This window comes from Phyllobacterium sp. LjRoot231 (assembly GCF_964253365.1).
Classification (GTDB): Bacteria; Pseudomonadota; Alphaproteobacteria; order Rhizobiales; family Rhizobiaceae; genus Phyllobacterium.
This window is the reverse complement of the sequence record NZ_CAXUQT020000002.1, coordinates 393,961-415,598: the sequence shown is the minus strand read 5'-3', so window position 1 is coordinate 415,598 and position 21,638 is coordinate 393,961. Positions and strand designations below refer to the sequence as shown.

At 58.0% G+C, this 21,638-nt stretch carries 19 protein-coding genes; 4 read left to right on the top strand and 15 right to left on the bottom strand.

Annotation, left to right across the window (positions count from 1 at the left end; translation table 11 throughout):
* Positions 1 to 15: 15 nt before the first annotated feature.
* From ACSQ3H_RS25530 to ACSQ3H_RS25465, 14 genes are all read right to left on the bottom strand, one after another.
* Positions 16 to 546, bottom strand: a complete 531-nt coding sequence (locus tag ACSQ3H_RS25530) for an NADH-quinone oxidoreductase subunit C (RefSeq protein WP_436119910.1) — start codon at positions 544 to 546, stop codon at positions 16 to 18.
* A complete protein-coding gene (locus ACSQ3H_RS25525; protein WP_436119909.1) occupies positions 543 to 1,046 on the bottom strand; it encodes a NuoB/complex I 20 kDa subunit family protein in 504 nt (167 codons plus the stop codon). The genes ACSQ3H_RS25530 and ACSQ3H_RS25525 overlap by 4 nt, the downstream gene beginning before the upstream one ends.
* The gene (locus ACSQ3H_RS25520) at positions 1,034 to 1,399 is read right to left on the bottom strand and encodes an NADH-quinone oxidoreductase subunit A (RefSeq protein WP_436119908.1); all 366 of its coding nucleotides are present in this window, start codon (positions 1,397 to 1,399) and stop codon (positions 1,034 to 1,036) included. The genes ACSQ3H_RS25525 and ACSQ3H_RS25520 overlap by 13 nt, the downstream gene beginning before the upstream one ends.
* Before the next feature lie 152 nt (positions 1,400 to 1,551).
* Entirely contained in the window at positions 1,552 to 2,991 is a 1,440-nt protein-coding gene (locus tag ACSQ3H_RS25515; protein WP_436119907.1) for an NADH-quinone oxidoreductase subunit N, read from the bottom strand.
* Entirely contained in the window at positions 2,988 to 4,463 is a 1,476-nt protein-coding gene (locus ACSQ3H_RS25510; protein ID WP_436119906.1) for an NADH-quinone oxidoreductase subunit M, read from the bottom strand. Before ACSQ3H_RS25510 ends, ACSQ3H_RS25515 begins: the two co-directional genes overlap by 4 nt.
* An 8-nt stretch (positions 4,464 to 4,471) precedes the next feature.
* Positions 4,472 to 6,232, bottom strand: a complete 1,761-nt coding sequence (locus ACSQ3H_RS25505; protein ID WP_436119905.1) for a Na(+)/H(+) antiporter subunit D — start codon at positions 6,230 to 6,232, stop codon at positions 4,472 to 4,474.
* A complete protein-coding gene (locus ACSQ3H_RS25500; RefSeq protein WP_436119904.1) occupies positions 6,225 to 6,479 on the bottom strand; it encodes a hypothetical protein in 255 nt (84 codons plus the stop codon). Before ACSQ3H_RS25500 ends, ACSQ3H_RS25505 begins: the two co-directional genes overlap by 8 nt.
* Positions 6,476 to 7,939: a monovalent cation/H+ antiporter subunit D family protein gene (locus ACSQ3H_RS25495; RefSeq protein WP_436119903.1), complete on the bottom strand. Its 1,464-nt coding sequence runs from the start codon at positions 7,937 to 7,939 to the stop codon at positions 6,476 to 6,478. Before ACSQ3H_RS25495 ends, ACSQ3H_RS25500 begins: the two co-directional genes overlap by 4 nt.
* A 4-nt stretch (positions 7,940 to 7,943) precedes the next feature.
* Positions 7,944 to 8,246 (bottom strand): NADH-quinone oxidoreductase subunit NuoK, encoded by a 303-nt coding sequence (gene nuoK, locus ACSQ3H_RS25490; RefSeq protein ID WP_436120004.1) that lies wholly within the window; start codon positions 8,244 to 8,246, stop codon positions 7,944 to 7,946.
* On the bottom strand, positions 8,246 to 8,746 hold the full coding sequence (locus ACSQ3H_RS25485) for an NADH-quinone oxidoreductase subunit J family protein (protein WP_436119902.1): 501 nt from the start codon (positions 8,744 to 8,746) through the stop codon (positions 8,246 to 8,248). Before ACSQ3H_RS25485 ends, nuoK begins: the two co-directional genes overlap by 1 nt.
* Positions 8,747 to 9,139: 393 nt before the next feature.
* Positions 9,140 to 10,375 carry an MFS transporter gene (locus tag ACSQ3H_RS25480; RefSeq protein ID WP_436119901.1) on the bottom strand — a complete coding sequence of 412 codons (1,236 nt, stop codon included), beginning with the start codon at positions 10,373 to 10,375 and terminating at the stop codon, positions 9,140 to 9,142.
* 125 nt (positions 10,376 to 10,500) lie between these two features.
* Entirely contained in the window at positions 10,501 to 11,586 is a 1,086-nt protein-coding gene (locus ACSQ3H_RS25475) for an ABC transporter substrate-binding protein (protein ID WP_436119900.1), read from the bottom strand.
* A 79-nt stretch (positions 11,587 to 11,665) separates the two neighbouring features.
* Positions 11,666 to 12,778: a cupin domain-containing protein gene (locus tag ACSQ3H_RS25470; RefSeq protein ID WP_436119899.1), complete on the bottom strand. Its 1,113-nt coding sequence runs from the start codon at positions 12,776 to 12,778 to the stop codon at positions 11,666 to 11,668.
* 40 nt (positions 12,779 to 12,818) lie between these two features.
* Positions 12,819 to 14,621: an ethanolamine ammonia-lyase reactivating factor EutA gene (locus ACSQ3H_RS25465; RefSeq protein WP_436119898.1), complete on the bottom strand. Its 1,803-nt coding sequence runs from the start codon at positions 14,619 to 14,621 to the stop codon at positions 12,819 to 12,821.
* Between the two features lie 715 nt (positions 14,622 to 15,336).
* Here ACSQ3H_RS25465 and ACSQ3H_RS25460 point away from each other — a divergent pair.
* The 4 genes from ACSQ3H_RS25460 (at position 15,337) to ACSQ3H_RS25445 (ending at position 19,777) form a co-directional block, all read left to right on the top strand.
* A complete protein-coding gene (locus tag ACSQ3H_RS25460; RefSeq protein ID WP_436119897.1) occupies positions 15,337 to 16,734 on the top strand; it encodes a hypothetical protein in 1,398 nt (465 codons plus the stop codon).
* Entirely contained in the window at positions 16,731 to 18,002 is a 1,272-nt protein-coding gene (locus ACSQ3H_RS25455; protein WP_436119896.1) for a glycosyltransferase, read from the top strand. The genes ACSQ3H_RS25460 and ACSQ3H_RS25455 overlap by 4 nt, the downstream gene beginning before the upstream one ends.
* A 9-nt stretch (positions 18,003 to 18,011) precedes the next feature.
* Entirely contained in the window at positions 18,012 to 19,022 is a 1,011-nt protein-coding gene (locus ACSQ3H_RS25450) for an HlyD family secretion protein (protein WP_436119895.1), read from the top strand.
* Between the two features lie 314 nt (positions 19,023 to 19,336).
* Positions 19,337 to 19,777 (top strand): hypothetical protein, encoded by a 441-nt coding sequence (locus ACSQ3H_RS25445; RefSeq protein ID WP_436119894.1) that lies wholly within the window; start codon positions 19,337 to 19,339, stop codon positions 19,775 to 19,777.
* 490 nt (positions 19,778 to 20,267) lie between these two features.
* Here ACSQ3H_RS25445 and repC read toward each other — a convergent pair whose 3' ends face one another.
* Positions 20,268 to 21,566, bottom strand: a complete 1,299-nt coding sequence (gene repC / locus ACSQ3H_RS25440) for a plasmid replication protein RepC (RefSeq protein WP_436119893.1) — start codon at positions 21,564 to 21,566, stop codon at positions 20,268 to 20,270.
* Positions 21,567 to 21,638: the final 72 nt, after the last annotated feature.

The window sequence follows — 21,638 nt, the reverse complement described above, 5'->3', positions numbered from 1 at the left end:
GTGGAGCGGCCTCCCTCATGGAATGCTCCTGGTGGCGAGGTCGGGCTGAGTTGGCGGCGGGCCTTCGACACCAAACGGGTTCAGCTTGTCCTTATAGCCCCGGAGCGGAAAGTCCTTGCGCTGCGGGAAGCCCTCGAACCCTTCCCACATGTAGATCCGGCGCAGGTCGGGGTGGCCCTCGAACCTTATCCCGTACATGTCCCAAGCCTCGCGCTCATGCCAATTGGCGGTGCGCCAAACTCCCGTGACCGAGGGAACCTGCGGGGGATCGCGAAGCTGGCACTTGATGCGAACCCGCCATTTGTTCGGCAGCGAATAGAGGTGGTACACGGCCTCGTAGCGCGGCACCTCAGGGTAATGATCGACCCCGCAGATGTCCGAGAGGAAATTGAATTGCAGCGCCGGGTGTTCCTTCAGAAATCGGCAAAGCTCGACGATCAACTCAGGCGGAGCGGCGAAGGCATGAACACCATGCGCGAAGCCAAGATCGTCGATTACCTCGCCGAAACGCTCCGTGATCGGGTTGAGTGGCATCTCCACGCTCATGGCACCGCGACCCGGTCCAGAGGAGTCCCGGCTAGCGCTCGGGACTTTTTGATCTTCTCCTGAAGCAGAAGGAAGCCATGCATCAGCGCCTCGGGCCGCGGCGGGCAGCCGGGCACATGCACGTCGACCGGCACGAAGGTCTCCGCTCCCTGCACCACGGCGTAGGTGTTGTAGACCCCGCCCGAGATAGCGCAGGTACCCATCGCGATAACCCAGCGCGGCTCTGGCATCTGGTCATAGAGCCGGCGCACGACGGGAGCGAATTTCCGCGTCACGGTGCCGGCGATAATCATCACGTCAGACTGGCGCGGTGAAGGCCGGAACACCACGCCGAACCGGTCGAGATCGTAGCGTGCACAACCCGCCGCGATCATCTCGATGGCGCAGCAGGCAATGCCGAAGGTCTCAGGCCACAGTGCCGACCTGCGGCTCCAGTTGATAACGCTGTCGGCCGTGGTGAACAGCACGCTGTCGCGGATCGTATTGTTCACGCCTCCCATTCCAGCGCTCCCTTCAGCCAGGCGTAGGCAAAGCCCACAATAAGCAGCAACATGAAGACGAACATCTCGACATAACCGACCAGCCCGATGTCTTTCAGGACGACGGCCCAGGGAAACAGGAACATCGTCTCGACATCGAAGACCACCAACAGGATCGCCAGTATAAAGAACTGCACCCTGAAACGGCCCCCGGCGGCCTCGCCGGCCGGGTCCATGCCGCATTCATAGGGCATGTTCTTAGCCGGATAGGGATTGGACGGGCGCAGTAGCGAGGAGACAAAAAGCGTCGCCCCCGCCACCAGAACAACTCCAGCGACCATGAAAAGAACCGGCAGGAATTCCATTGCAGTCATATCGCATGGCCTCGGTCACTCCGAGGGCTTTCCTCAGGCCGCTACCGACCCAATTTGGACCGGTAATGCGGTCACTCCGGGAAGCGACTTGGGCAACCCTTTCTTGGACTGAAAGTGTATTCCGTCGGACAGATCATTGCAAATCCAATCGATCAGCCGCCAAACACCGAATGCTGAGCAAGCCTTAGAAACCACGCCGGAAATAGGCCGATGCCGATAGTGCCGGCGGCGGTGAAGGCGAGCGTGGCGCGGACCAAGGGCGTCAGCGCCGGGTCGAACGCCCTCTTCGGCTCGCGCATGTAGATCACCATGACGATGCGGATGTAAAAGTAGGCGGCGACGACGCTCAGCAGCACTGCGATCACCGCCAGCATAACGAAACCTCGCTCGACGAGCGCGACCAGCACGTAGAACTTGGCGAAGAACCCGGCCGTCGGGGGAATACCGGCCAGCGAGAACAGATAGAGCAGCATCAGAAGCGCCAGCCCGGGATGCAACTTGGCGAAACCCGCATAGTCTTCGATAACCTCGCCGGAGAAATCTCCGTTCCGCATCATGATGACGATGGCGAAAATGCCGAGGTTCATGAAAGAGTAAATCAGCAGGTAGAGCATCACGCTGGCGATCCCATCCGCGCCGCCGGCCACCACGCCGAACATGGCGAACCCGGCATGGGCGATGCTGGAATAGGCCAAGAGGCGCTTGAAATTGTCCTGCACCAGCGCGACGAAACTGCCGAGCGCCATCGTCACCACCGCGATGACCGCGACGATGATCCAAACGTCCGAGGATGCGACCAGCGGGTTGAGGAACACCCGCAGGATCACCGCGAACCCCGCCGCCTTGGGGGCCACCGACATGAAGGCGGTGATCGTCGTCGGTGCGCCTTCATAGACGTCCGGTACCCACATATGGAACGGCACCGCGCCGACCTTGAAGACCAGCCCCGCGACGATGAAGACCACCGCCAGCAGCAATCCGGGATCGAGTGGATTGCCGGTCACCGCCGCGGCCATCGCGTCCAGTTGCGTCGTGCCGGTGAGCCCGTAGATCAGCGAAACGCCGTAAAGGAAAATCCCGGTCGAGACCGAGCCAAGGATCACGTATTTCAGCGCCGCTTCGTTCGACCGCCGCTGCTGCCGCAGGAAGCCGGTCAGCACATAGGTGCAGAGCACCGTCAGTTCGAGGCCCACATAAATCGACAGGAGATCGGTCGCCGAGGCCATGATCATCATTCCCGACAGCGCGAAGAGCAGCAGGACATAGTATTCGCTGTTCCCGATCCCTTCGATATCGGCATATTTTCGCGAAAGGAGAAACGTCAGAACGGTGGCCAAGTAGAACACGAACTTGAAGAAGACCGCGAAGCGGTCGGCTATGAACATGCCCGAGTAGGCCGGCCGCACCTCGCTCGCCAGCATGAGTGTCCCCAAGGCGGCAATCAGCACGATCGCCACGGAAGCACAGACCAGGAGATGTTCCTGCCCCTTCCGCACAAATTGTCCCAGGATCAGCAGGATACAGGCCCCAGTGACCACGACGATCTCGGGCAGGCTCGCCAGGATCGACTGGAAAAGCGCGGCGTCGGTCATTGGCCGCTCCCCTTACCGTGCACCTGTGCCAGCAGATGCTTCACAGAGGCGTCGATGATGTTGAGAAAGGGTTTCGGATAGAGCCCGACCCAAAGCACGAAGACGGCCAGCGGCAGGATCGCAACCATCTCGCGGGCGTTCACGTCGCGTATCTTGAACCGGGCGCCGACGCTGGCTGGACCGAGCGCGACTTTCCTGTACATGCCAAGCAGATAGGCCGCGCCCAGCAATGCCCCCGAAACGGCGGCCGCGCCGGCGGCCAGGTTGGCCGCAAACCCGCCCGACAGCACCAGCAACTCGCCCACGAATGAATTCGTTCCCGGCAGCGCCATCGACGACAGGGTGAACAGCGCAAGAAACGCGGTATAGACCGGCGCCACCTTCATCAACCCGCCATAATCCGCAATGCTGCGCGTGTGTGTTCGCTCGTAGATCAGACCGACGAACAGGAACAACGCGCCCGTCGTTACGCCATGATTGAACATTTGCAGGATGCCGCCCTCGAGGCCGCGGAGGTTCAGCGCAAAAATCCCCAGCGTCACGAAGCCCATGTGGCTGATGCTGGAATAGGCCACCAGCTTCTTCAGGTCGTCCTGCGCCAGCGCAAGCAACCCGCCATAGACGATCGCAAGCGCCGAAAGCGCCAGCATCAGCGTCGAATAATGCATCGACGCCTCCGGCAGCATCGGCAGCGAGAATCGCAGGAATCCGTAGGCACCCATCTTCAGGAGCACCCCGGCGAGGATTATGCTGCCCGCCGTCGGCGCCTGCACATGGGCATCCGGCAGCCAGGTATGGACCGGGACCATCGGCACCTTGACCGCGAAGGCGACCAGGAAGGCGAAGAACAGAAAGGACTGGACGGGGAACGGCAAATCTTGCGCTGTCAGGGCGAGGATGTCGAAGGTCTTGCCGCCGTGGAAATAGAGCACGATGACACCGATCAGGAACAGGAGGCTGCCCGCCAGCGTGTAGAGGAAGAACTTGATCGCCGCATAGACCCGGCCGTCGCCGCCCCAGACGCCGATGATCAGGTACATCGGGATCAGCATCGCCTCCCAGAAGACGTAGAACAAGAACAGGTCGAGCGCGCAGAACACCCCCAGCATCAGCGCCTGCATGACCAGCAGACTGACCATGAACTCCTTCACCCTGCGGTCGATGGCGACCCACGAGGCGAGCACGCAGATCCAGCCCAACAGCGCGGTCAGAAAGACGAAGAGCGCGCTGATTCCGTCGATGCCAAGCGCATAAGTGATCCCGAGCGCGGGCACCCACAGGTGCGTCTCGGTGAACTGCATCTCGTGGGTAGTGGTGTCAAAGCTGGCCAGCATAGCGATGCAGAGAGCGAGGTCGAGGACGGTGACACCCAGCGCTGTCCACCGCACCGCATCGTCGCTGCGCAGAAACATCAGAACCGCTGCCCCGGCGGCGGGCGTGAATACGATGAGGCTAAGCAGCGGGAACCCCATCGCACCCCCTACCGCCACGCCACGGCGAAGACGATGGTGGCTGCGATCACACCGACGATCATCGCCAGCGCGTAATGGGTCACGACGCCGGTCTGGAGCCGCCGCAGCGCCCCGCCGCCACGCAGGATCGAGTGGGCGACGCCGTTCACGACGGCGTCCACGCCGGTGATATCGATCCACAGTCCCACGCGTGCCGCCCCATGCAGGAAGGGCAGCGCCGCGGTCTCGGACACGTCGCTCACCGCCTTCTCGTAGCGCGCCAGCGGTTTTTCGGCGAACCACATGAAGTGCCGCGCGCCCTTGCGGTAGAACCAGTCGGTGTCGATGCTGATCGTGTTCTCGGGGTCGAGCGCCTTGAGGAACAACACGAACGCCAAGGCGGTAAACATCAGTACACCGAGGCTCTCGGTGACATGGACGCCGGTGTAGGGCTCGAAATCGACCGGATAGGGCAGCAATGCGTAAAGCGGCTGGGGGAACACCCCGATTGCAATGCAGAGCACCGCCGCCATGCCCATCGCAACCAACATGTTGCGGGGCGGTTCCCGCGCCTCCAGCCTTCGGTCCGTGCCGAAGAACATGTAGTACGGGAGCTTGAGTCCGGTGTGCAGGAACGTCCCCGACGATGCCATGGTGAGCGCCAGCACCACCAGCGCGCGGTGGTCCTGTCCGGCGGCGGCCACTACCATCGACTTGGTGACGAAGCCCGAGAAGAATGGAAATGCCGAAATCGCGAAGGCGCCGATCATATAGAGCGCAACGGTCAGCGGCATGGTCCTGTAGAGCCCGCCGAGCTCGGTGAGCTTGCGCCGCCCGGTGACGTGAATCACCGCCCCCGCACCCATGAACAGGAGCGCCTTGTAAAGGATATGCGCGAAGGCATGGCTGACTGCTCCGTTCACCGCCATCTCGGTCCCGATGCCGATACCCGCCACCATGTAGCCCACCTGGCTGACGATGTGATAGGCCAGGAGCCGCCGGCAGTCGTTCTCCAGTACCGCGTAGATAACGCCGTAGAGCGCCATCGCGGTGCCAAGCCAGACCAGAAGTTCGGTCCCCGGAAATGCCCGCGCCAATACATAGACGGCGGTCTTGGTGGTGAAGGCGCTCATGAACACCGCTCCGGTGACGGTCGCCTCCGGGTAGGCGTCTGTCAGCCAGGCGTTGAGCGGCGGCACTGCGGCGTTGAGGGTGAACCCGGCAAGGATCAGGTAGGCGGCCACGCCCATTTCCCCCTTGATCGGGCCGAAGAGCAGCGAGCCGGTGGCGAGTCCGTGGAGAATGATGCCACCGAGCAGAACGACGCCGCCGGTGATATGGACCATGAGATACCGGAATCCAGCGCGGATCGCCTGTTCGCTGCGCTGCGCGAAGACCAGACAGGCAGAGGCAAAAGCCATACCTTCCCAGAACAGGTACAGGGTCAGGTAGTCGCCGGCGAATACCACGCCGAGCGCGCTGCCGACGTAGATGAATGCGGCCACATGCTGGCCAGGGCGCGGCAGGTGCAACGCATAGACTATCCCGATCAGCGCCATGACGGTGAAAACGGTGGCGAAGACGATACTCAGCTTGTCGACCTTCGCGATCAGGATTTCCTGCCCGATGATCTGCGTCGCGCCGTAGCTGCCCGGCTGCATCGTGAGCACGGCGAGGATTGCCAATGCCGGGATCAGTACCAGATATGCCTTGCGGATTGAACCTTTCAGGAAGGGGATCGGCAGGGCGCCGAGAATGAACAGCAGGCTGGGATGGACGAAGTCAGTCATAATAGTCCTCGCGCCGCATGAGCCCGCACCGATGGCCGAGGAACTTGGAAAAGAAAATCAGCAGCACGCAGGAGCCGAAGCCGTAGACGGCGGACCAGCCAGGCAGGCGCTCCCACAGGTAATCGGCGTGTTCGCGGGAGACCAGAAAGTCGGCGATGACGATCAGAACGAGGACAAGATAGAACAGCCGGTGGCGCTGATTCACATATTTTCCGTCACCAAAGAAATCGACAATGCGTTTGATCATCTGACAACTCCTTCCGCCAGGGCGAGGAAATAATCGGGAAAGATGCCCATCAACACCGACAGGATGGCGGTTGCGACCAGCGGGATCGTCATCATCGGAATTTCACGGACCGTCGCCGGGCTTTCCTGCGTCTCCGTCCCGAAAAAAGCGACATAGCTGACCGGCAAGAAATAGGCGGCGTTCAGGACCGAGCTCACCAAGAGCACGATCAGGAACGGGATCTCCCCCGCCTCCACCGAGCCCAGCGCCAGATACCACTTGCTGACGAAGCCCGCGGTCGGTGGTACCCCGATCATACTGAGCGAGCCGACAAAGAACGCCCCCATTGTCCAGGGCAGCCTGCGGCCGATACCGGCCATGTCGCTGATGTTCCGCTTGCCAGATGCGCAATAGATCGACCCCGCGCAGAAAAAGAGCGTGATCTTGGAGAAGGCATGCGCCGCAATGTGGATGATCCCGCCGACCATCGCGACCGGCGACAGCAGAACCGCGCCTAGCACGATGTAGGAGAGCTGGCTGACCGTCGAATAGGCGAGCCGCGCCTTCAGGTCGTCCCGCGTCAAGGCGTAGATCGACGCCATCAGGATCGTGAACGAGACCAGATAGGCCGTGGCGATGCCGAGCCCCAGCCCGGCGACCAGCCCTGCGCCGAAGATGTGAAACACCACCCGCAGCACGCAAAACACGCCCATCTTGACCACCGCAACCGCATGCAAGAGCGCGCTGACAGGCGTCGGCGCCACCATCGCGGCAGGCAGCCAGGCGTGCATCGGCATCACCGCGGACTTGGCGAAGCCGAAGAGATAGCAGAAATAGACGACCGTCAGCAGGGGTGCCGAGGCATCGACCCGCGCCAGCAGCCCCCCCGCCACAAAGTCTAGCGACCCCGCAATGTGGTAGGTCAGCGCCAGCGCCGCGAGAAGCAGGCTTTTCGACGCGCCCATCAAATAGACGAGGTACTTGCGGCTGCCCGTCCATCCCTCTTGGTCCTCGTGGTGGTAGACGAGCGGATAGGTAACGAGGCTGAGCAACTCGTAGAAGATCACCAGTGTGAACAGATTGGCAGCGAAGGCGCCTCCGACGGCCGCCGCGAGGCTGGCGGCGAAACAGGCGAAGAATCGGGTCTGTGCGTGCTCGTTCAAGTGCCGCATGTAGCCGATGGAATAGATAGCCGCCACAATCCACAGAAGCGACGAGACTGTGGCAAACACCATACCGAGCGCATCGACGCGGAAAGCGAAGTCAATCCCCGGCAGAATCTCGAACAGACGCAAATCGACCGTCCCGCCCGCCAGCACCGTGGGCGCCATCGAGGCGACAATTGCGAACATGGCGATCGCGGCCAACGGCGAGACGACATCGCGGAGTTTCTCGCGGTTGTTCAGAAGGAGAACTGCAAGGGCCGCCAGACCTGCGACGGCGACGGCAAGCAGCGGCCGGATCGATACCACGGGGTCCAAGCCGCTATCCTTTCATCATGGTCACGTCGTCGACCTTGAGGGTGAACTTGTTCCTCGCGAGGGCGACCAGGATGCCGAGGGCGACGGCAACCTCCGCCGCGGTGATGGCGATGACGAAGATCGCGAAGATCTGGCCGCGGAAATCGTTGTAGTAATGCCCGAAAGCGATGAAATTGATGTTGACCGAGTTAAGCAGCAGCTCCAGCGACATCAGGACGACCAGAATGTTGCGCCTGAGCAGCACGCCCGCCGCTCCAATCACGAACAGGACCACTCCGAGCAAGATATACCACCAGAGCGGAACCATCACCCCGACTCCTTCCGCGCCAGCACGATGGCGCCGACCAGGGCCGCCAGCAGGATGACGGAGGCGGTTTCAAACGGCAGGAGATAGTCGGCGAAAAGTGTCGTGCTGAGCTGCCTGATCTTATCGCCGCTGCCCGCAGCGACGGGTTCCGTGAGCGAAAAGCGGCCGCTCCGGAGCACCAGCACAAACATCTCGACCCCAAGCACGACAACTAGCACCAGAGCCGGGAGGCTGCCGCCCGGCAAGAACCGCTGCAACACCGCTTCGCGCACATCGATCATCATGATCACGAACAGGAACAGGACCATGATCGCGCCGACATAGACGAAGATCTGGATGACCGCGAGCAACGGCGCTTCGAGCAAGACGAAGATTGCCGAGATCTGCAGGAAACACGCCATCAGCGCCAATGCGCTGTGAACCGGATTCCGCGCCAGGACCACGGTCACGGCCGTGATCACGGACACCGTAGCGAACAGAAGAAAAAACCCCTGATCCATCGACGCCGAGCCTCCAACGCGAACTGTCACTCGGCGCGAGACGGGCGGATTCGAGAGAGCGCCGCACTTCAGATGCGTTCACAAATTGTGCCCTAGTATCGGATTTTTCACAAGATTATTGTCATCGGCGGAGCAAAACCAAGCCGGTCCGGACTTGGAAGGCCGCTCACGGAGCGCGCTCTTCGATAGCCATAACGAGCGAGCGGCCGGCGGGATTTAGCGTCCGCGCCAGTAAAACTGGAGCCCGAGGCACCTGAGTTGCACAATGCTTTCGCGGAAGAGCCCAACCATTATCTATAACACCACCCATCGTACCAATGGCTACAGCGCGAATTTCGAGCAGTATCCACGAGATGTACAGATCAACGCGACAGACGATCAGGAACCATTTGTTTATGTACACTGTTCTTTCAAGCCCTCACCAGCCGGCGTAAGGAACACGAACATGTTTGCCACAACGATTGTGCCCGCAAGGAAATAAAAGACCGAGGTCAAACCATATATGTCAGCCAAAACTCCGCTGACGATTGGCCCGATCGCCCCTCCCACGGCCTGTACGGCGAAAAGAAAACCGATGGCAGTGCCGCCCATGTTCTTCGGTGCCGCGTCCAGCACCCATGCCTGAAGGACGGCCCGGATAGCGAACAGAAAGAAGCCGAGGATTGCCACAAAAAATACGAAGACCGGCGATTGGCCAGCGATCGCCATGAAGAGAAGCGTAAGGCCCGTCATCAGCATGCTGGACATCATGATACTGCGCCGCCCAACCTTGTCCGAAAGGTGGCCGGCAATCGGCGCGGCGAGAAAACCCGCCGCCTGGAGGCCGAACATGCAGGCACCCACCCATACGGTCGAATAGCCCATCTGCTGGCCGAGAAACATCGGAAGAAAGGCCAAAAGCGACCCTTGGGTCATAGATCGGAAGGCAGAACTCACCGACAGCAGGAGAAGCGTCTTGTTCATCATCAGCGACCCGAAACCGCGCAACGTGTCGGTGAGAGCCTCCTTCATATCGCGACCCTGCTGACGCGTATCATTCTCGATATTGAGGCGGCCAAGGTAAAACAGGATCAACGCCGACATCGCGATGCCGGGGATGACGTTCATCACGACGACCTGGCGCCATGAGAATAGAACAAGCATTGCGCCGGCGGCGAGCGGTGCGACTGCATCACCGACATTACCACCCATGCCGTGCATCGCCACAACCAACCCCTTACGGTCGGGAAAGCGGCGCGCCAGCAAGGGAATGGCCGTCGGGTGCCATAAATTGTTGCCGATGCCGATTAGCGTCGTGCAAACGACCAGCATCCAGAATGCGTTGGCAAAACCCATGATCAGATATGGAAACCCGATCCAGAAGAGCGACAAGGCCATCAGAAGCCCCTTGCGCCCGATGGCATCAACTACCAGGCCGCCCGGGATGTTGGACAACGCTCCAGCGATATACTGGACCGTGAGAACGGTTCCGATTTCGCTGTAGCTCAATCCGAGCTCTTTTCCGATTAGCGGCAGAAGCAGATAAAATGTAGCGGGATACCAATGCGTCAGCGCGTGACCAAGCGTGATGACCCAAGCCTCCAGATACGATCGCTCTTCAACGCCTCCCTCCGGAGGGCGGCTGATCACTACTCCTGCATCTGCTGCTGACGACTTACTCATAATTTTATGGGGAGGATATCGTTCGTAGGGCGTTTGCGATGAATTCACGGCGGTGGTGATGACGGGCAGATTATCGCCCGTCATCATTGGTCTTAAGGCTTGGCAGCAATGACGTCGTCAAAGATTTTCCGCCATTTCTGCCCTTCATCGAGGACGATCTTGGACTCGATCACGTTGAGCTTGAGATCCTCCGGTAGCGGGAAGAGGGAAATATTGGTTGGCGTGAAGCCGCGCCTGGCCAGGATCGCCTGTGCGTCGGTCAACTCAAACTCATAGAACAGAAGCGCAGCATGCGGGTGCGTTGCATGACGTGCGATCCCTATCCCGTTGACGCGAGCCGGTATCGGCGCAATGCCGAACCATTCAAGGGGGGCACCGTCCTGTTTGAGCTGCTGCGCCTTGTACTGATACACGGTCATCGACATCGGCACCTCGCCTGATGCCGTCAGATTCGTCAGCAGCGTGTGGCCCTTGCGCACGGAAAGGCCGTTGGTAGAGGCAAGCTTCTTGAAGAAATCGATCCCCTCCCCTTCTGAAGGAAATGTTTTCACGATGGCTGCGAGCCAGTCATAGTCCTCGGCCTCGATGCCGAGTTTGCCCTTGAATGCCGGGTTGAGAAAATCCGCCCACTTCTTCGGTACGTCAGCGGCCTGCACCAGATTGGTATTGTAGGCGGAGGTGATAACGTTAAGCCGCGTCCCGACCCAGCTGCGATGCTCGAAAAGGGCCGAGGGCAGAATCTGCTTGAAGGTCGGCGAGGAGACTGGCTGAAGGATATCCTCGCGTGTCAACGCTTCAAGTTCGGGGCCATTGGTTTCGAGAATGTCGACAGTATATCGGCCCGCGCGGGTTTCAGCGACTCCGCGCTGCAGGACATCTTCTGAACTGCCACGCCAAACCTCGACCTTGACGCCGTATTTGGCCGTAAAAGCCGCCGTGAGCGCGGTCATGTCGTCGACCGGCGCAGAGGTATAGATCGTCAGAGTGCCCTCTTGTTTGGCACCGTCGATGAGTTTCTGCATGCGGTCCGCGCCCTCATATTTGGCGAGATCCGCGATGCTTGTTTGTGCAACGACCGGCGTCGCATGCAACGCCGATGTCAGTGCCATGGCGGCTATGCCGAGACAGGCCCGACGGCGGGTTGTCCCGCGACCGGCGTAAAAAAGCTGTTTCATCATGGTTTTCCTCCCTGTTTGTTTCGATCGATCCCCTGACCGGCGACGAGCGCCGGTCATCCATTCCCCTCACTACGGCCGATTATTTTGTTGGCAGGTCCGCGAGCTCGGTCTCGTAGGCAGCATCCATTCGTGGCGACAGGCCGTTCTTGGCTAGCGACTCGGCAAACATTGTCCGGACCAGCGCACTCTCATCTGCATAGTCGATCTGATCGCCGCCAAGGCGCCGGCTTATCCATGCTTTTGGAACGCCTTGCGCATTGCGGATGGAAACAACCTCATGTTTGAACGCCAGGTATCTCGCAGGCGTCGTTCCGGTGTTGAAGTGCTGGTGGAACCACATGTTTGGCGGAACGATCAGCGTGCCAACCTCCCAATCGTAACGCTTGGGCTCTTCGCCTTCCGGCCACATCAATGAGTAGCCTTCGCCGCTGAGGATGATGACATAGGCGCCGGGGCCATGGGCGTGCCCCTTTTTGTAGGTTCCGACCGGAAACTGCGAAATGTGGCTGTTCATCGAGCCCTTCGCCATGTTGAACCGGATGTGCCCTCCTCCGGCACCGCGTTCCTTGGCGCTGATCAGCGGGAGGCTCACCGCATCAGCAACGAAGTTGGTTTCGAGCAGCAGGCCCTTTTGCTCGCCTTTGTTGCTGAAATAGTCCGGCTCCCCCGAGAAACGATTGGGAAAGTCGTGCTTCGAGTTGAAGACGAAATCCAGATCCTCATAAAGGTTGATGATCGGGGGAGCGTTTGTAACGCCGATATAGCGCGCAGGCTGCTGTCCCGAACCATTGAAATGCTGATGCCAGGCATTGAGCGGAATGGCGAAGAGCGACCCCGCTTGCCATTCGAAGCTTATCTTCTTGCCGGCATCGTTCCATACGGTAGTCGATCCCCGGCCCTCGAGTACGAGGATCATCTCCTCGTAGAGCTGGCGATGCGGCGCAAGCGACCCGCCAGCAGGGATCTCCATGACATAGCTGTCGTTCGAAGTGCGCGACGCATCGTGATTGACAAAGACGGCGTTTCCCCCCCGCCTTGCCCATGGCTTCAGCGGAACTGTCCGAAGGTTCCGCACATAGAGTGCGGGAATGATATCCAGCCCTTCGTCCCTTATCCAACGGGTGTAAGGCGTCTCCTTTTCGGTGGCGAACTTGTTCGCCATGTCCTCGGAAACGAGCGCGTCTTTGGCCATTTTGGCTTCCTTTCTTTATTGGTATCGCAATGTGCGTTGATCAGCGTTCCTTTACCGGAGCGTTCGTCCGTGCCCGGGACGGCTCGCCGTGGGAATGGCCGTGGTCGTGATGATGGTCATGGCCATGGTGATGGTGATCATGATGATCGTGATGGTGAGTAGAGCCATTCCCCGAATGCGAATGAGCTTGTGCGTCGGGTGTCCATTCGCGGTGATGAATGCGCTGTGGCTTGCCCGGGGTTGAAGCGCCTTCATTGAATACGAGGGACTTGACCGTAACCGGTACCGTCTTTGATGGGAGGCGGATGCGGCCGAGATCGACGAAATCGAAATCCCGAAGCGCCAGACCGTCGAGCACCAAAACCTCGACCGTTACGCCAAGTTCCTCTTTGAGTATCGCTCCAAGTGTCATGGCGATATCGCCATCGAGCATCACAAATAGCGGTTGACCGGCAGCGATCAGCGATGAGAGGCCTGCCTCGATTGCCTCTGCAAATGCGCGGATACGCTTGTATTCCGGTGAGCCGCCCCACTCGAAGGCGAGTGCGACGTTTGCACTGCCTGCATCGATATCGAACAATTGAAGGTGTCGCCGGATCGTTTTCCCGAGTTGGATCGTATCGATCGCACCGGCAAGATCGACTGGCGGACGCAGAACCTGAAGATTGCGCCGCGGCAGGAGAAGTCCTGGGTCGGATATGAACGAAGTGTTGCCACTAAGCTGGATGCTATATTCGGACGCCCCGAGAGCCGTAGCACGGATGCATTCGCCCGCCTCGACAAGCGGCCATGGCAAGGCTCCGGTGTCGAGCCTCAAACGCAAGGCATTGCCCAGACGACGGCCGAGGTCACCGAAATCGCGCGATTCCCGTCCATAAACGAATTCGCCGACGCCACCGGAGAAAACCAAGCCGTCAAGCTGACCAAGCGCTGGCAAACGTTCGGTAAGGAAGAGGTGTGCAACGTCTTTGCCGGGTTGCTCGCTGATAATGGCAGTGACCAGCGTATCGGCCATGATGTCAGCGACACGATCCAGATCCTGCGGATCGATCCGATCGCCCTCCGACCAGTCGAAGCCTGCCCGTCGCGCATGGTGGCGCCCTGCTGGATCAAGCCGTACAATTTGGCCGCTCGCATCCACCACCTGGAGGCGGCCACCGACATGGAAGGCTGCCGTGGACAGAATTCGCCCGTTATCCACAAGCGCAAGCTTGGTTGTGCCACCGCCAATGTCGATGTTGAGCAAGCGTGTCCCCTCATCGAAACTACGCCGTGCCGCACCAGATCCATAAGCGGCAAGCATTGCTTCCATGTGATGGCCGGCGGCGGCGCAGACGAATTGACCGCCCTGAGCCGCGAGGATCGAAGCGATCGCATTGGCATTCTCCCGGCGCAACGCCTCACCGGTCAGGATCACCGCCCCGGTATCGATACGGTCGGGATCAAGTTTCGCGGCAGCGTAGGCTGCGTCGATGATTGCTCCAAGGGCTGCGGCGTCTATCAGCCTTTCGTTCTCATAGGGTGTGAACCGAACCGGGGATTGGTAGAGCGTCTCCCGGGAAACGATGATGTACCGGCTGGTCAGGTCTTCGCCGCTGCGCCGCAAGTGAATCTGCGAGAAAATCACTTGTGTCCCGGAAGAACCGATATCGATGCCCACGCTTTTTAAAAAAACATTGTCCTGTATCCAGATAGGGTTGTTCTCGAGCGGCTCCGGCGGGCCATAGTCGTCATGGTCATGATCGGCATCCGGACCATGTTCGTGCGCCAGCGTATCGTCATAGAGGTGATCGTCCAGCCTATGGCGGCGTTCGGCGCCCGATTTATCGCGGTCCGTCATCATTATCTCTCCCAAGCAACCCGAAAGCGCGCGTCAGACAAACGCGGGCTTGGCCGCGATCGAAATTTCTCGCCTGCGTGACACACGCAATCCCGGTCGCGCTTCTCCTCGTTCACCCGTTCCACCCGCTCCCAGTGGTTCTTCTATACGGAACGTCGGTCCACATCTAGAAACGTATTTTCGTTTTGGGCATCTGTCAACGCCGGGTGGCACGCACTATTGCGTTATTTGGCTATTAGGTTGTTCGCCGGTCTAACGGATCACATCTCGTTCGTTGGGCGCCAGCAATCGAACTAGCGCCCGATCATCATCCTCAAGATGCTGGTCATGAGCGCTCCTGCCGCAGTGATGGGGATGATCCCGAACATGACCCGGTCCGTCTGGAAGGTGGCACCGCCACCGAAATCATGCGACCCACGCCAGCCTTGGCTGCATACATCTCGCCGACCCAGATAGCTCCGACTGTCTTCCCCTGCCGTGTGCCGTGTGAAATGACGCGGGTCCCAGACTTTGGAAAAGTACTACGTATCTAGTCACAATAATCAGCTAAGTATTAAGTACTATGGTCGATCCACAAATATATTAACCCACCCACAAGTTACTTGACACCGCTTTTTACCCAGCGTTTATCCTGTTGCAAAACAAACCGAGGATAAACGCTTTTCTTAACTTAGATTTGTACTTGTCTTCGGCTCGCCAGAGTCCGAAAAGGTGTATCGTGTCAAACAGCAATGTATCCCTGCTAGAAAATACTGCTCCGCTTGATAACCGGACTTTTATAGACCGCCATCCCGTAGTCGATCAATGTCAATCGGTATGGCAACAGTTTAGCCTGCGCATCCCTCAGATAGCATTCTATCCCGATACGATCATTCCTCACTCCCGTTACCTTCGCGAAGTGTTTTCTGTCGTCGATAATGATGACATCGATGCGGTTTTACTGACCAACGAGAAGCAATCATTCGGGTTGGAAAAGTTCCGCAGCGCAAGGGATCTGTTTCTTGTCCCAGTGGTGAACGTTTCCGGCAAGCCGAGCGTGGCCGCTGATGTCGATTTTAGCCTGAAAAATCCCAAGTCATGGGTGGAAACCGCGAGCTGCATCAGAAAATTTCGAGACCGCCGGGGTCGATTGTCGAGTAGATTTCTATCCCCTACCTCTCCAGCCGTGCGAATGATGGCTTATTTGTTCGTTTCCGGGGAAGATCTCACCCCGGTCAGACAGCCGAATTCCCCGTACTATTTCGCATACAAAGGTTTTCCGAATACACGTTCTGCGACAATGGTTGCCGAAGCCCTTGCCAATAAGGGTTGGCTTGAGCGTAGTTTTTTCGATAGGTACCATAAATGTGCCGGATGCCAGTCTCACCGATTGACGGTCAGAGAAGAATGTCCGGCATGCCAATCGCCGCAGCTGTCAGAAGTGGATCTGATCCATCACTACAGCTGTGCGCAATTGAGTCCCGAGGCGGACTTCCGTCGCGGAACAGCACTTGTTTGCCCCAAGTGCAGCAAGCAACTGCGCCACTACGGTAAGGACTATGACAAGCCGGGACGCGTTCATGTGTGCGCCCAGTGCAAGAACACCACGTCCGAGCCCACCATTGGTTTTCTATGCCAGGATTGCGGGATGCATGTCGGTGGGGACACAGCTAGCGTATCGGATGTGTTCTCCTATTCCCTGTCTCATCAGGCTAATACTCTGCTTGCTAACGATGTCGATGACGTAAATCGATTTCCGGTTGCTCAACTTCGTTATCTTCCGGAAGAACTCCAAAAGAAGATTACGCAGCTTTCTTCCTCCACCGGGGCGGCATCCGATTTCATCCTGGCAGAGGTGCAATATGGTGGCCGTGAACAAGTGCTTAGAACTCGAGGTGAAGCTAACTTCATTTCAATGCGGAAACTACTCGCGGACAATCTTCAGGGCATTCTTGGAGAAGTGGCGTCAGTACATTCGTCTCGTGAGCGGGAGTACGTCCTCTTTCTCGGCCGCGACGAAGCCGGTTTCACAGCCTACTTACAAGAGGCTCTTGACCATTCCGAATCCGTTCTATCCGACAGACTGAATCCCACATTGCTCGTTTTGTGGGGCACGCGCGAAAAAGCGCTGTCGTGAACGACCTTGATTTCGGCCTGTCGTTTCTTCTGGCTCAAACGGGCTCGAGTTTGGTTACCGTCTTTTGGTACACCCTGATATTCGACGTTCCCAGGTACGTCGTGCCGTTTGCGATAGCCGCCATGAGCTTGCGACACTTGGAGAAGGACAACGGCGCTCGTCGCAATTCCCAATCTCCAAGCGTGAGCATCGTTCTTATTGGCCATAACGAGGCTGATTCAATTGGCGCATGCGTTAATTCCCTAATGGAACAGTCTTTTTTGGATTTCGAGATCGTTATAGTCAGCGACGGCTCAACGGACGGAATGAACAAAGTTGCCAGAGAAATGGTCCAAAAAGGCCTGGGATCCTGTATCCTTTCTACAGGAGTTCGAGGCGGCAAGGCGAGCGGGACCAATCTAGCATGCGAAATAGCACGCGGTGATATCATCATTAATATCGACTGCGATTGTTCGTTTGACCGATTTGCAATTGAACGTCTCCTGGAGCCCTTTACCGACAAGCGGATCGGAGCGGCGTGCGGGGACATCGCACCACGCAACGCCGATGTGAGCCTTGTTTCACAGTTTCAGGAAATCGAATATCTGGAGTCTATTTCGGTCGGAAAGCGGTTCAGCGCAGCGATTGGCCAAATAACATGTGCATCCGGCGCTTTCAGCGCCTTTCGCAGGACCGCTCTCGATGAGGTGGGTGGGCTCGATGTTGGTGGTGGAGAAGACCTCGATGTGACGCTGCGGCTGCGCCGGGCTGGCTGGCACATCGGATATGTTCCAAATGCCGTGTGCTACACAGACGTGCCAACAACCTTTTATGCCTACATCAGGCAGCGGCTGCGTTGGGAGCGTGACGCAGTATGGATCCGCTTCCGAAAGCACCGGCGGCTGCTCAATCCGTTTGATCGCAAGTTTAGACCTGCGGAAGCGTTTCACCAGTGGGATTTTCTAGCGTTCAGTGTTGCCGGCGCTGTCATTTTCCCAATCTATATATCGTGGCTCGCAATCAACTTCGGCGCGCTTGCCATCCCAATTCTAATAGCGATGCAAATCGCGTTACTGGTTCTGGATATCCTTATGCTTGCCTTGGCTTGCTGGACAACAGGCCGCGCCAGTTTCTGGCGCAATCTGTTGTTCCTTCCTGGCTACTCCATCTTCATGTCTTACGTCATGCGGTTAGTCCGCTTATTGGCTTATATCGATGAGTGGTTTTTTCGCGGTTCTCATCGCGACAACTATACGCCGGAAAAAGTGCGCCATGAGCGTGCGTGGTGAGGTGACCAAATGAAATACATCCGCAAACGCCCTCGCATAGACAATCTCGACCGGCAACAGAGAAAGGGGTCCGGCCGCCTGAGCAGATCGATATATCTTTTGATACTCGGAGCGCTGGTCCTTTCGCTTGCGAACTATCTTGTCGGCGGCATGTTCATCCTGTCAGCCGACGGCATCGTACTGGCGCAGCGGTACATCGTTTCCGCCGGCTATCCGGCAACCGTGGACAAGGTGCTGGTCAGTGAGGGCGATAGTGTCACCCAAGGAACGCCGCTCGTCGAGCTCACTTCGTTCGATATGGTGAAGGAGATCGCAGAACTCTCGGTACGGACAAGTGAACTTGCGGTGCGGGAGGGAGAATTGCACGGCAAGGCAGTGACGATTACGGCGCTGTTACCCCTGGCAGAGCGTTCAGCACATGAAAGCAATGATGCTATTTTGCGTCTTGACCGGGTCTCGACGCGAGGCCTTGTTCTTGCAAACCGAAGAGATGAGGCCTTGACGGCCAACTACCAGGCAGCGGAGCGGTATGCCCAACTGCGGGCTGAGTCACAAGTCACCACGAACGAACTCCAAGTTGTAGAAGAGTCGCGACAGGTTGCATCCGACGCGGTTCGCAAAATGAAAACAATTTATGGGGAGGGTAAGGTAACTGCGGCGGTCACAGGTATTGTGGGTTCAAAAATTCCTGTTCCGGGTCAAGTCGTACGTTTGGGTGATGAAATGCTGCAAATTAACGGAGGAAAGGCCTACCTGTTTGCTTATTTGCCGGATGAGTATCTTTTTCCTGTTACCAAAGGCATGAAGGTTCAGGTGAGCGGCGGGAACGAGCGTTCGACGGGAACAGTTGAAAAAGTGTTGCCGATCGCCGACGCTCTACCAGCGGAGTTTCAGAATTTGCTGCGGCCACGCGATCGATCTCGGCTGATCCGAATTGCGCTGCCGGAAGACCATCCCTTTGCCGTGACCCAGAAAGTCGTCATCAGAGGATGTGTGTTCGGTTGGTGTTGGGTTCGATAGCACATTGATAACGGAGCCTTTGAAAACGCCGACGAGAGCGCTTTTTCGACTGGTGCCTAAAATGTCCGCAATACCTGCCGAACAAGAAAGTCTGGCAAAAGCGTTTGGATAAAACGGGGGATGATTGCTTTGTTCCATCTACGCAATGCCGGTTGCGCAGCCTCCCTTACTTCGGCAATAGTCAGCTTGCACGTTTTCGTGAATGAAATAGTCGAGGCAGCAACGTGATTGGACATCACGATCCGTTGGAGTCACCTTTACCTTGGGTATAATTGGAATGGGCGGACCAACTATTGTCAGAATAGGAGGCCAAAATGAAGCATCATGCACTCGAACAACTGCAGATCGTCGCCGAGGTCGATCTGGACTACCCGCGCCAAACCCTGTCACGAAGCCAACGTCTTGAACGTTGGGCTGCGCTACTCGAACAGAACCCCGAGCGGCGCCTCTCGACGTTGCACCAGACAGAGTATCAGCCGATCAGCCAACGCGCGGCCATGCGCGGAGAGGGCTCTCCGATCTCAGTTGCTTTCGAAGACCCTGTCCTCCGGGCCGCCGGGTTGGAAAACGATAGTTATGGCGAAGCGAAGCGGTTCTTCGAACTGAACGACCGGCAATTGCACAATGTCATTTGCTATTGCCATTTCGGCGCGACAGTGAACGCCGCGACAGCCGCTTATTATATCCGTCGGCTTGTGCCCACAGGGTCAAAGCGGGGCATGTTCGCCCGGTTGCGTGAGATGTTTGCCGGATAAAGCCGGCCGCGTTTCGCAGGTTCATTTTTAAAGCGGCTCGCTCTGGTCGTCGAGCGGCCGTGCGGGTAAGATTATGCCACGGAACATATATAAGAGGCGCCATAACAGTATGTAATTGCAATGCCAACTCGGCAGAAAAGATCCGGCGCATGCAACTATTGCCTGCCTGTTCCCCATTGCCTTCACAGCACTAAACGTGTTTCGATTAATATCTTGTTTAGGTTAATGTTTTTTCTCATATAGCAGCTAAATAACGATTAACTTCACCTCATTGGACTTCCAGCCCCACGCCATCTGCTCATCTATTCGCCGATGGCAACCGGTATATATCGCCAGCTCTCCGATTTTCCGGAATTTTATCGCTCCTGATGCTGGCTTCTCACCCAATTTTGGCGTTTACAATCGTCGTTGCAAAGACCTCCTGCTCCGTTAAACACGCTCGGTATACGAGAAGCTTGCCTTTGGGACATCGGAGATCGCACAAGTCTCATCATTTCGCGGTCACCAGGCGGACATGCGAGCCGTTGGCTCTGAGCTGTGCCAGAAGCATCGGCCAGACAGAAAATTCTCCCCTCGCCGCCTTGTCGGTGAGCGACCTCAAATAGCCGCCGGCCGAATTGATCTGCTCCGCCCTTTCAAGGATGCAGGCCATGGCGATCGCAGCGTTCTCCTGCCCGAGAATATCGCAGGCTTCTTCATAGGCTGAGGGGCTGACACCGAGCATCGAGCGGACGACCACGGCCGCACCCATCAGATCCGACCAGTTGGCGATACCGCTCCTCGCATAGGCCACGATTTGCGGACAGGCTTGGCGCACAAGGCCGATCGGCACCGGTTTGACATCGGGAAGCCCGGCGTCTGCACCATCGCTTCCCACCCTCCCCATTTGTATTGCAATTGCTTCGCTGCCCTTTGTCTCACCTACCACTTCGGTTTCAGATTCTGGTTCAGTTTTCGGCCCTTGGGTTTTTCTAAAGCCAGGTTCAAGATCAGAGGCGGATTGGGTGTTTGAATTTTGTTTGTGGCGCTCAGAATGAGACTCTTTGGCGCTCATTTTTTGAGGATTAAGCTTGTCTTCCAATAGATTGGATATCTCCAGCTGGATACATTCCAACCCGTCGACAGCGGGCTCCAGATCATCGATAGTCGCCTGGCGTGGGATATCGTCTATCACCGCGCGAAACCGCGTGTACTCGGCGCTCCAATCGATATGCGGCAGTTCCTCAAAGCCGAGCTCGATGAGTTTGACTATATCGCGGCGCAGAAGCGTAACGCGCTCTTTCATCAGCTTCAGTTGCAGCCGTTCCGACCGCACCTGTTCAGCCATAGCCTCGAACTCGGTGGCACGCGAAACCAATGGAGCCAAGGAGAACCCGAACGCCTCCCCGCCCTCCCCTGCCCTCGCCTTGCGCGCAAAGCGCTTGCCGTTGGGGCTATCCTTGCGGAAGATCAGTCCAGTCTCCACCAGCGCGCTCAAGTGCCGTCGCAGTGTCGCCGGCGCCATGCCGTGCGCGCGCAGTGACAGTTGCACATTTGATGGAAACACCACGAGACCGTTGGCCTCACGGAGCTCCGTCTGCGGGTAGAATGTCAAAAGCGCGTTAAGAACCACAAGCGCCCGATCGGAAATCCCGATCAGCGCCCTCGCCTCACACAGGCTGCGAAACAGTTTCCATTTGTCGATCGACGCTTCCGGATCGATCTCCTGCGCCTGTGCCTGCGTTGCCAGCATGCCAAGCGACAGCGACCGCCGCCCGAAGGGCGTCGTGAATGCATTCCCCGTCTGCATTGTCTCTTACCTTTCTAAAGGCAAAAGAAATCCGCTCGCCAGAACGACGTCAAAAAGTCTTGACACTGATTC

Excerpts from the sequence above, each read along its gene's own strand:
- ACSQ3H_RS25530 (WP_436119910.1), bottom strand. The coding sequence starts at position 546 with ATGAGCGTGGAGATGCCACTCAACCCGATCACGGAGCGTTTCGGCGAG.
- ACSQ3H_RS25525 (WP_436119909.1), bottom strand. The coding sequence starts at position 1,046 with ATGGGAGGCGTGAACAATACGATCCGCGACAGCGTGCTGTTCACCACG.
- ACSQ3H_RS25520 (WP_436119908.1), bottom strand. The coding sequence starts at position 1,399 with ATGACTGCAATGGAATTCCTGCCGGTTCTTTTCATGGTCGCTGGAGTT.
- ACSQ3H_RS25515 (WP_436119907.1), bottom strand. The coding sequence starts at position 2,991 with ATGACCGACGCCGCGCTTTTCCAGTCGATCCTGGCGAGCCTGCCCGAG.
- ACSQ3H_RS25510 (WP_436119906.1), bottom strand. The coding sequence starts at position 4,463 with ATGGGGTTCCCGCTGCTTAGCCTCATCGTATTCACGCCCGCCGCCGGG.
- ACSQ3H_RS25505 (WP_436119905.1), bottom strand. The coding sequence starts at position 6,232 with ATGACTGACTTCGTCCATCCCAGCCTGCTGTTCATTCTCGGCGCCCTG.
- ACSQ3H_RS25500 (WP_436119904.1), bottom strand. The coding sequence starts at position 6,479 with ATGATCAAACGCATTGTCGATTTCTTTGGTGACGGAAAATATGTGAAT.
- nuoK (WP_436120004.1), bottom strand. The coding sequence starts at position 8,246 with ATGGTTCCGCTCTGGTGGTATATCTTGCTCGGAGTGGTCCTGTTCGTG.
- ACSQ3H_RS25485 (WP_436119902.1), bottom strand. The coding sequence starts at position 8,746 with ATGGATCAGGGGTTTTTTCTTCTGTTCGCTACGGTGTCCGTGATCACG.
- ACSQ3H_RS25475 (WP_436119900.1), bottom strand. The coding sequence starts at position 11,586 with ATGATGAAACAGCTTTTTTACGCCGGTCGCGGGACAACCCGCCGTCGG.
- ACSQ3H_RS25470 (WP_436119899.1), bottom strand. The coding sequence starts at position 12,778 with ATGGCCAAAGACGCGCTCGTTTCCGAGGACATGGCGAACAAGTTCGCC.
- ACSQ3H_RS25465 (WP_436119898.1), bottom strand. The coding sequence starts at position 14,621 with ATGATGACGGACCGCGATAAATCGGGCGCCGAACGCCGCCATAGGCTG.
- ACSQ3H_RS25450 (WP_436119895.1), top strand. The coding sequence starts at position 18,012 with ATGAAATACATCCGCAAACGCCCTCGCATAGACAATCTCGACCGGCAA.
- ACSQ3H_RS25445 (WP_436119894.1), top strand. The coding sequence starts at position 19,337 with ATGAAGCATCATGCACTCGAACAACTGCAGATCGTCGCCGAGGTCGAT.
- repC (WP_436119893.1), bottom strand. The coding sequence starts at position 21,566 with ATGCAGACGGGGAATGCATTCACGACGCCCTTCGGGCGGCGGTCGCTG.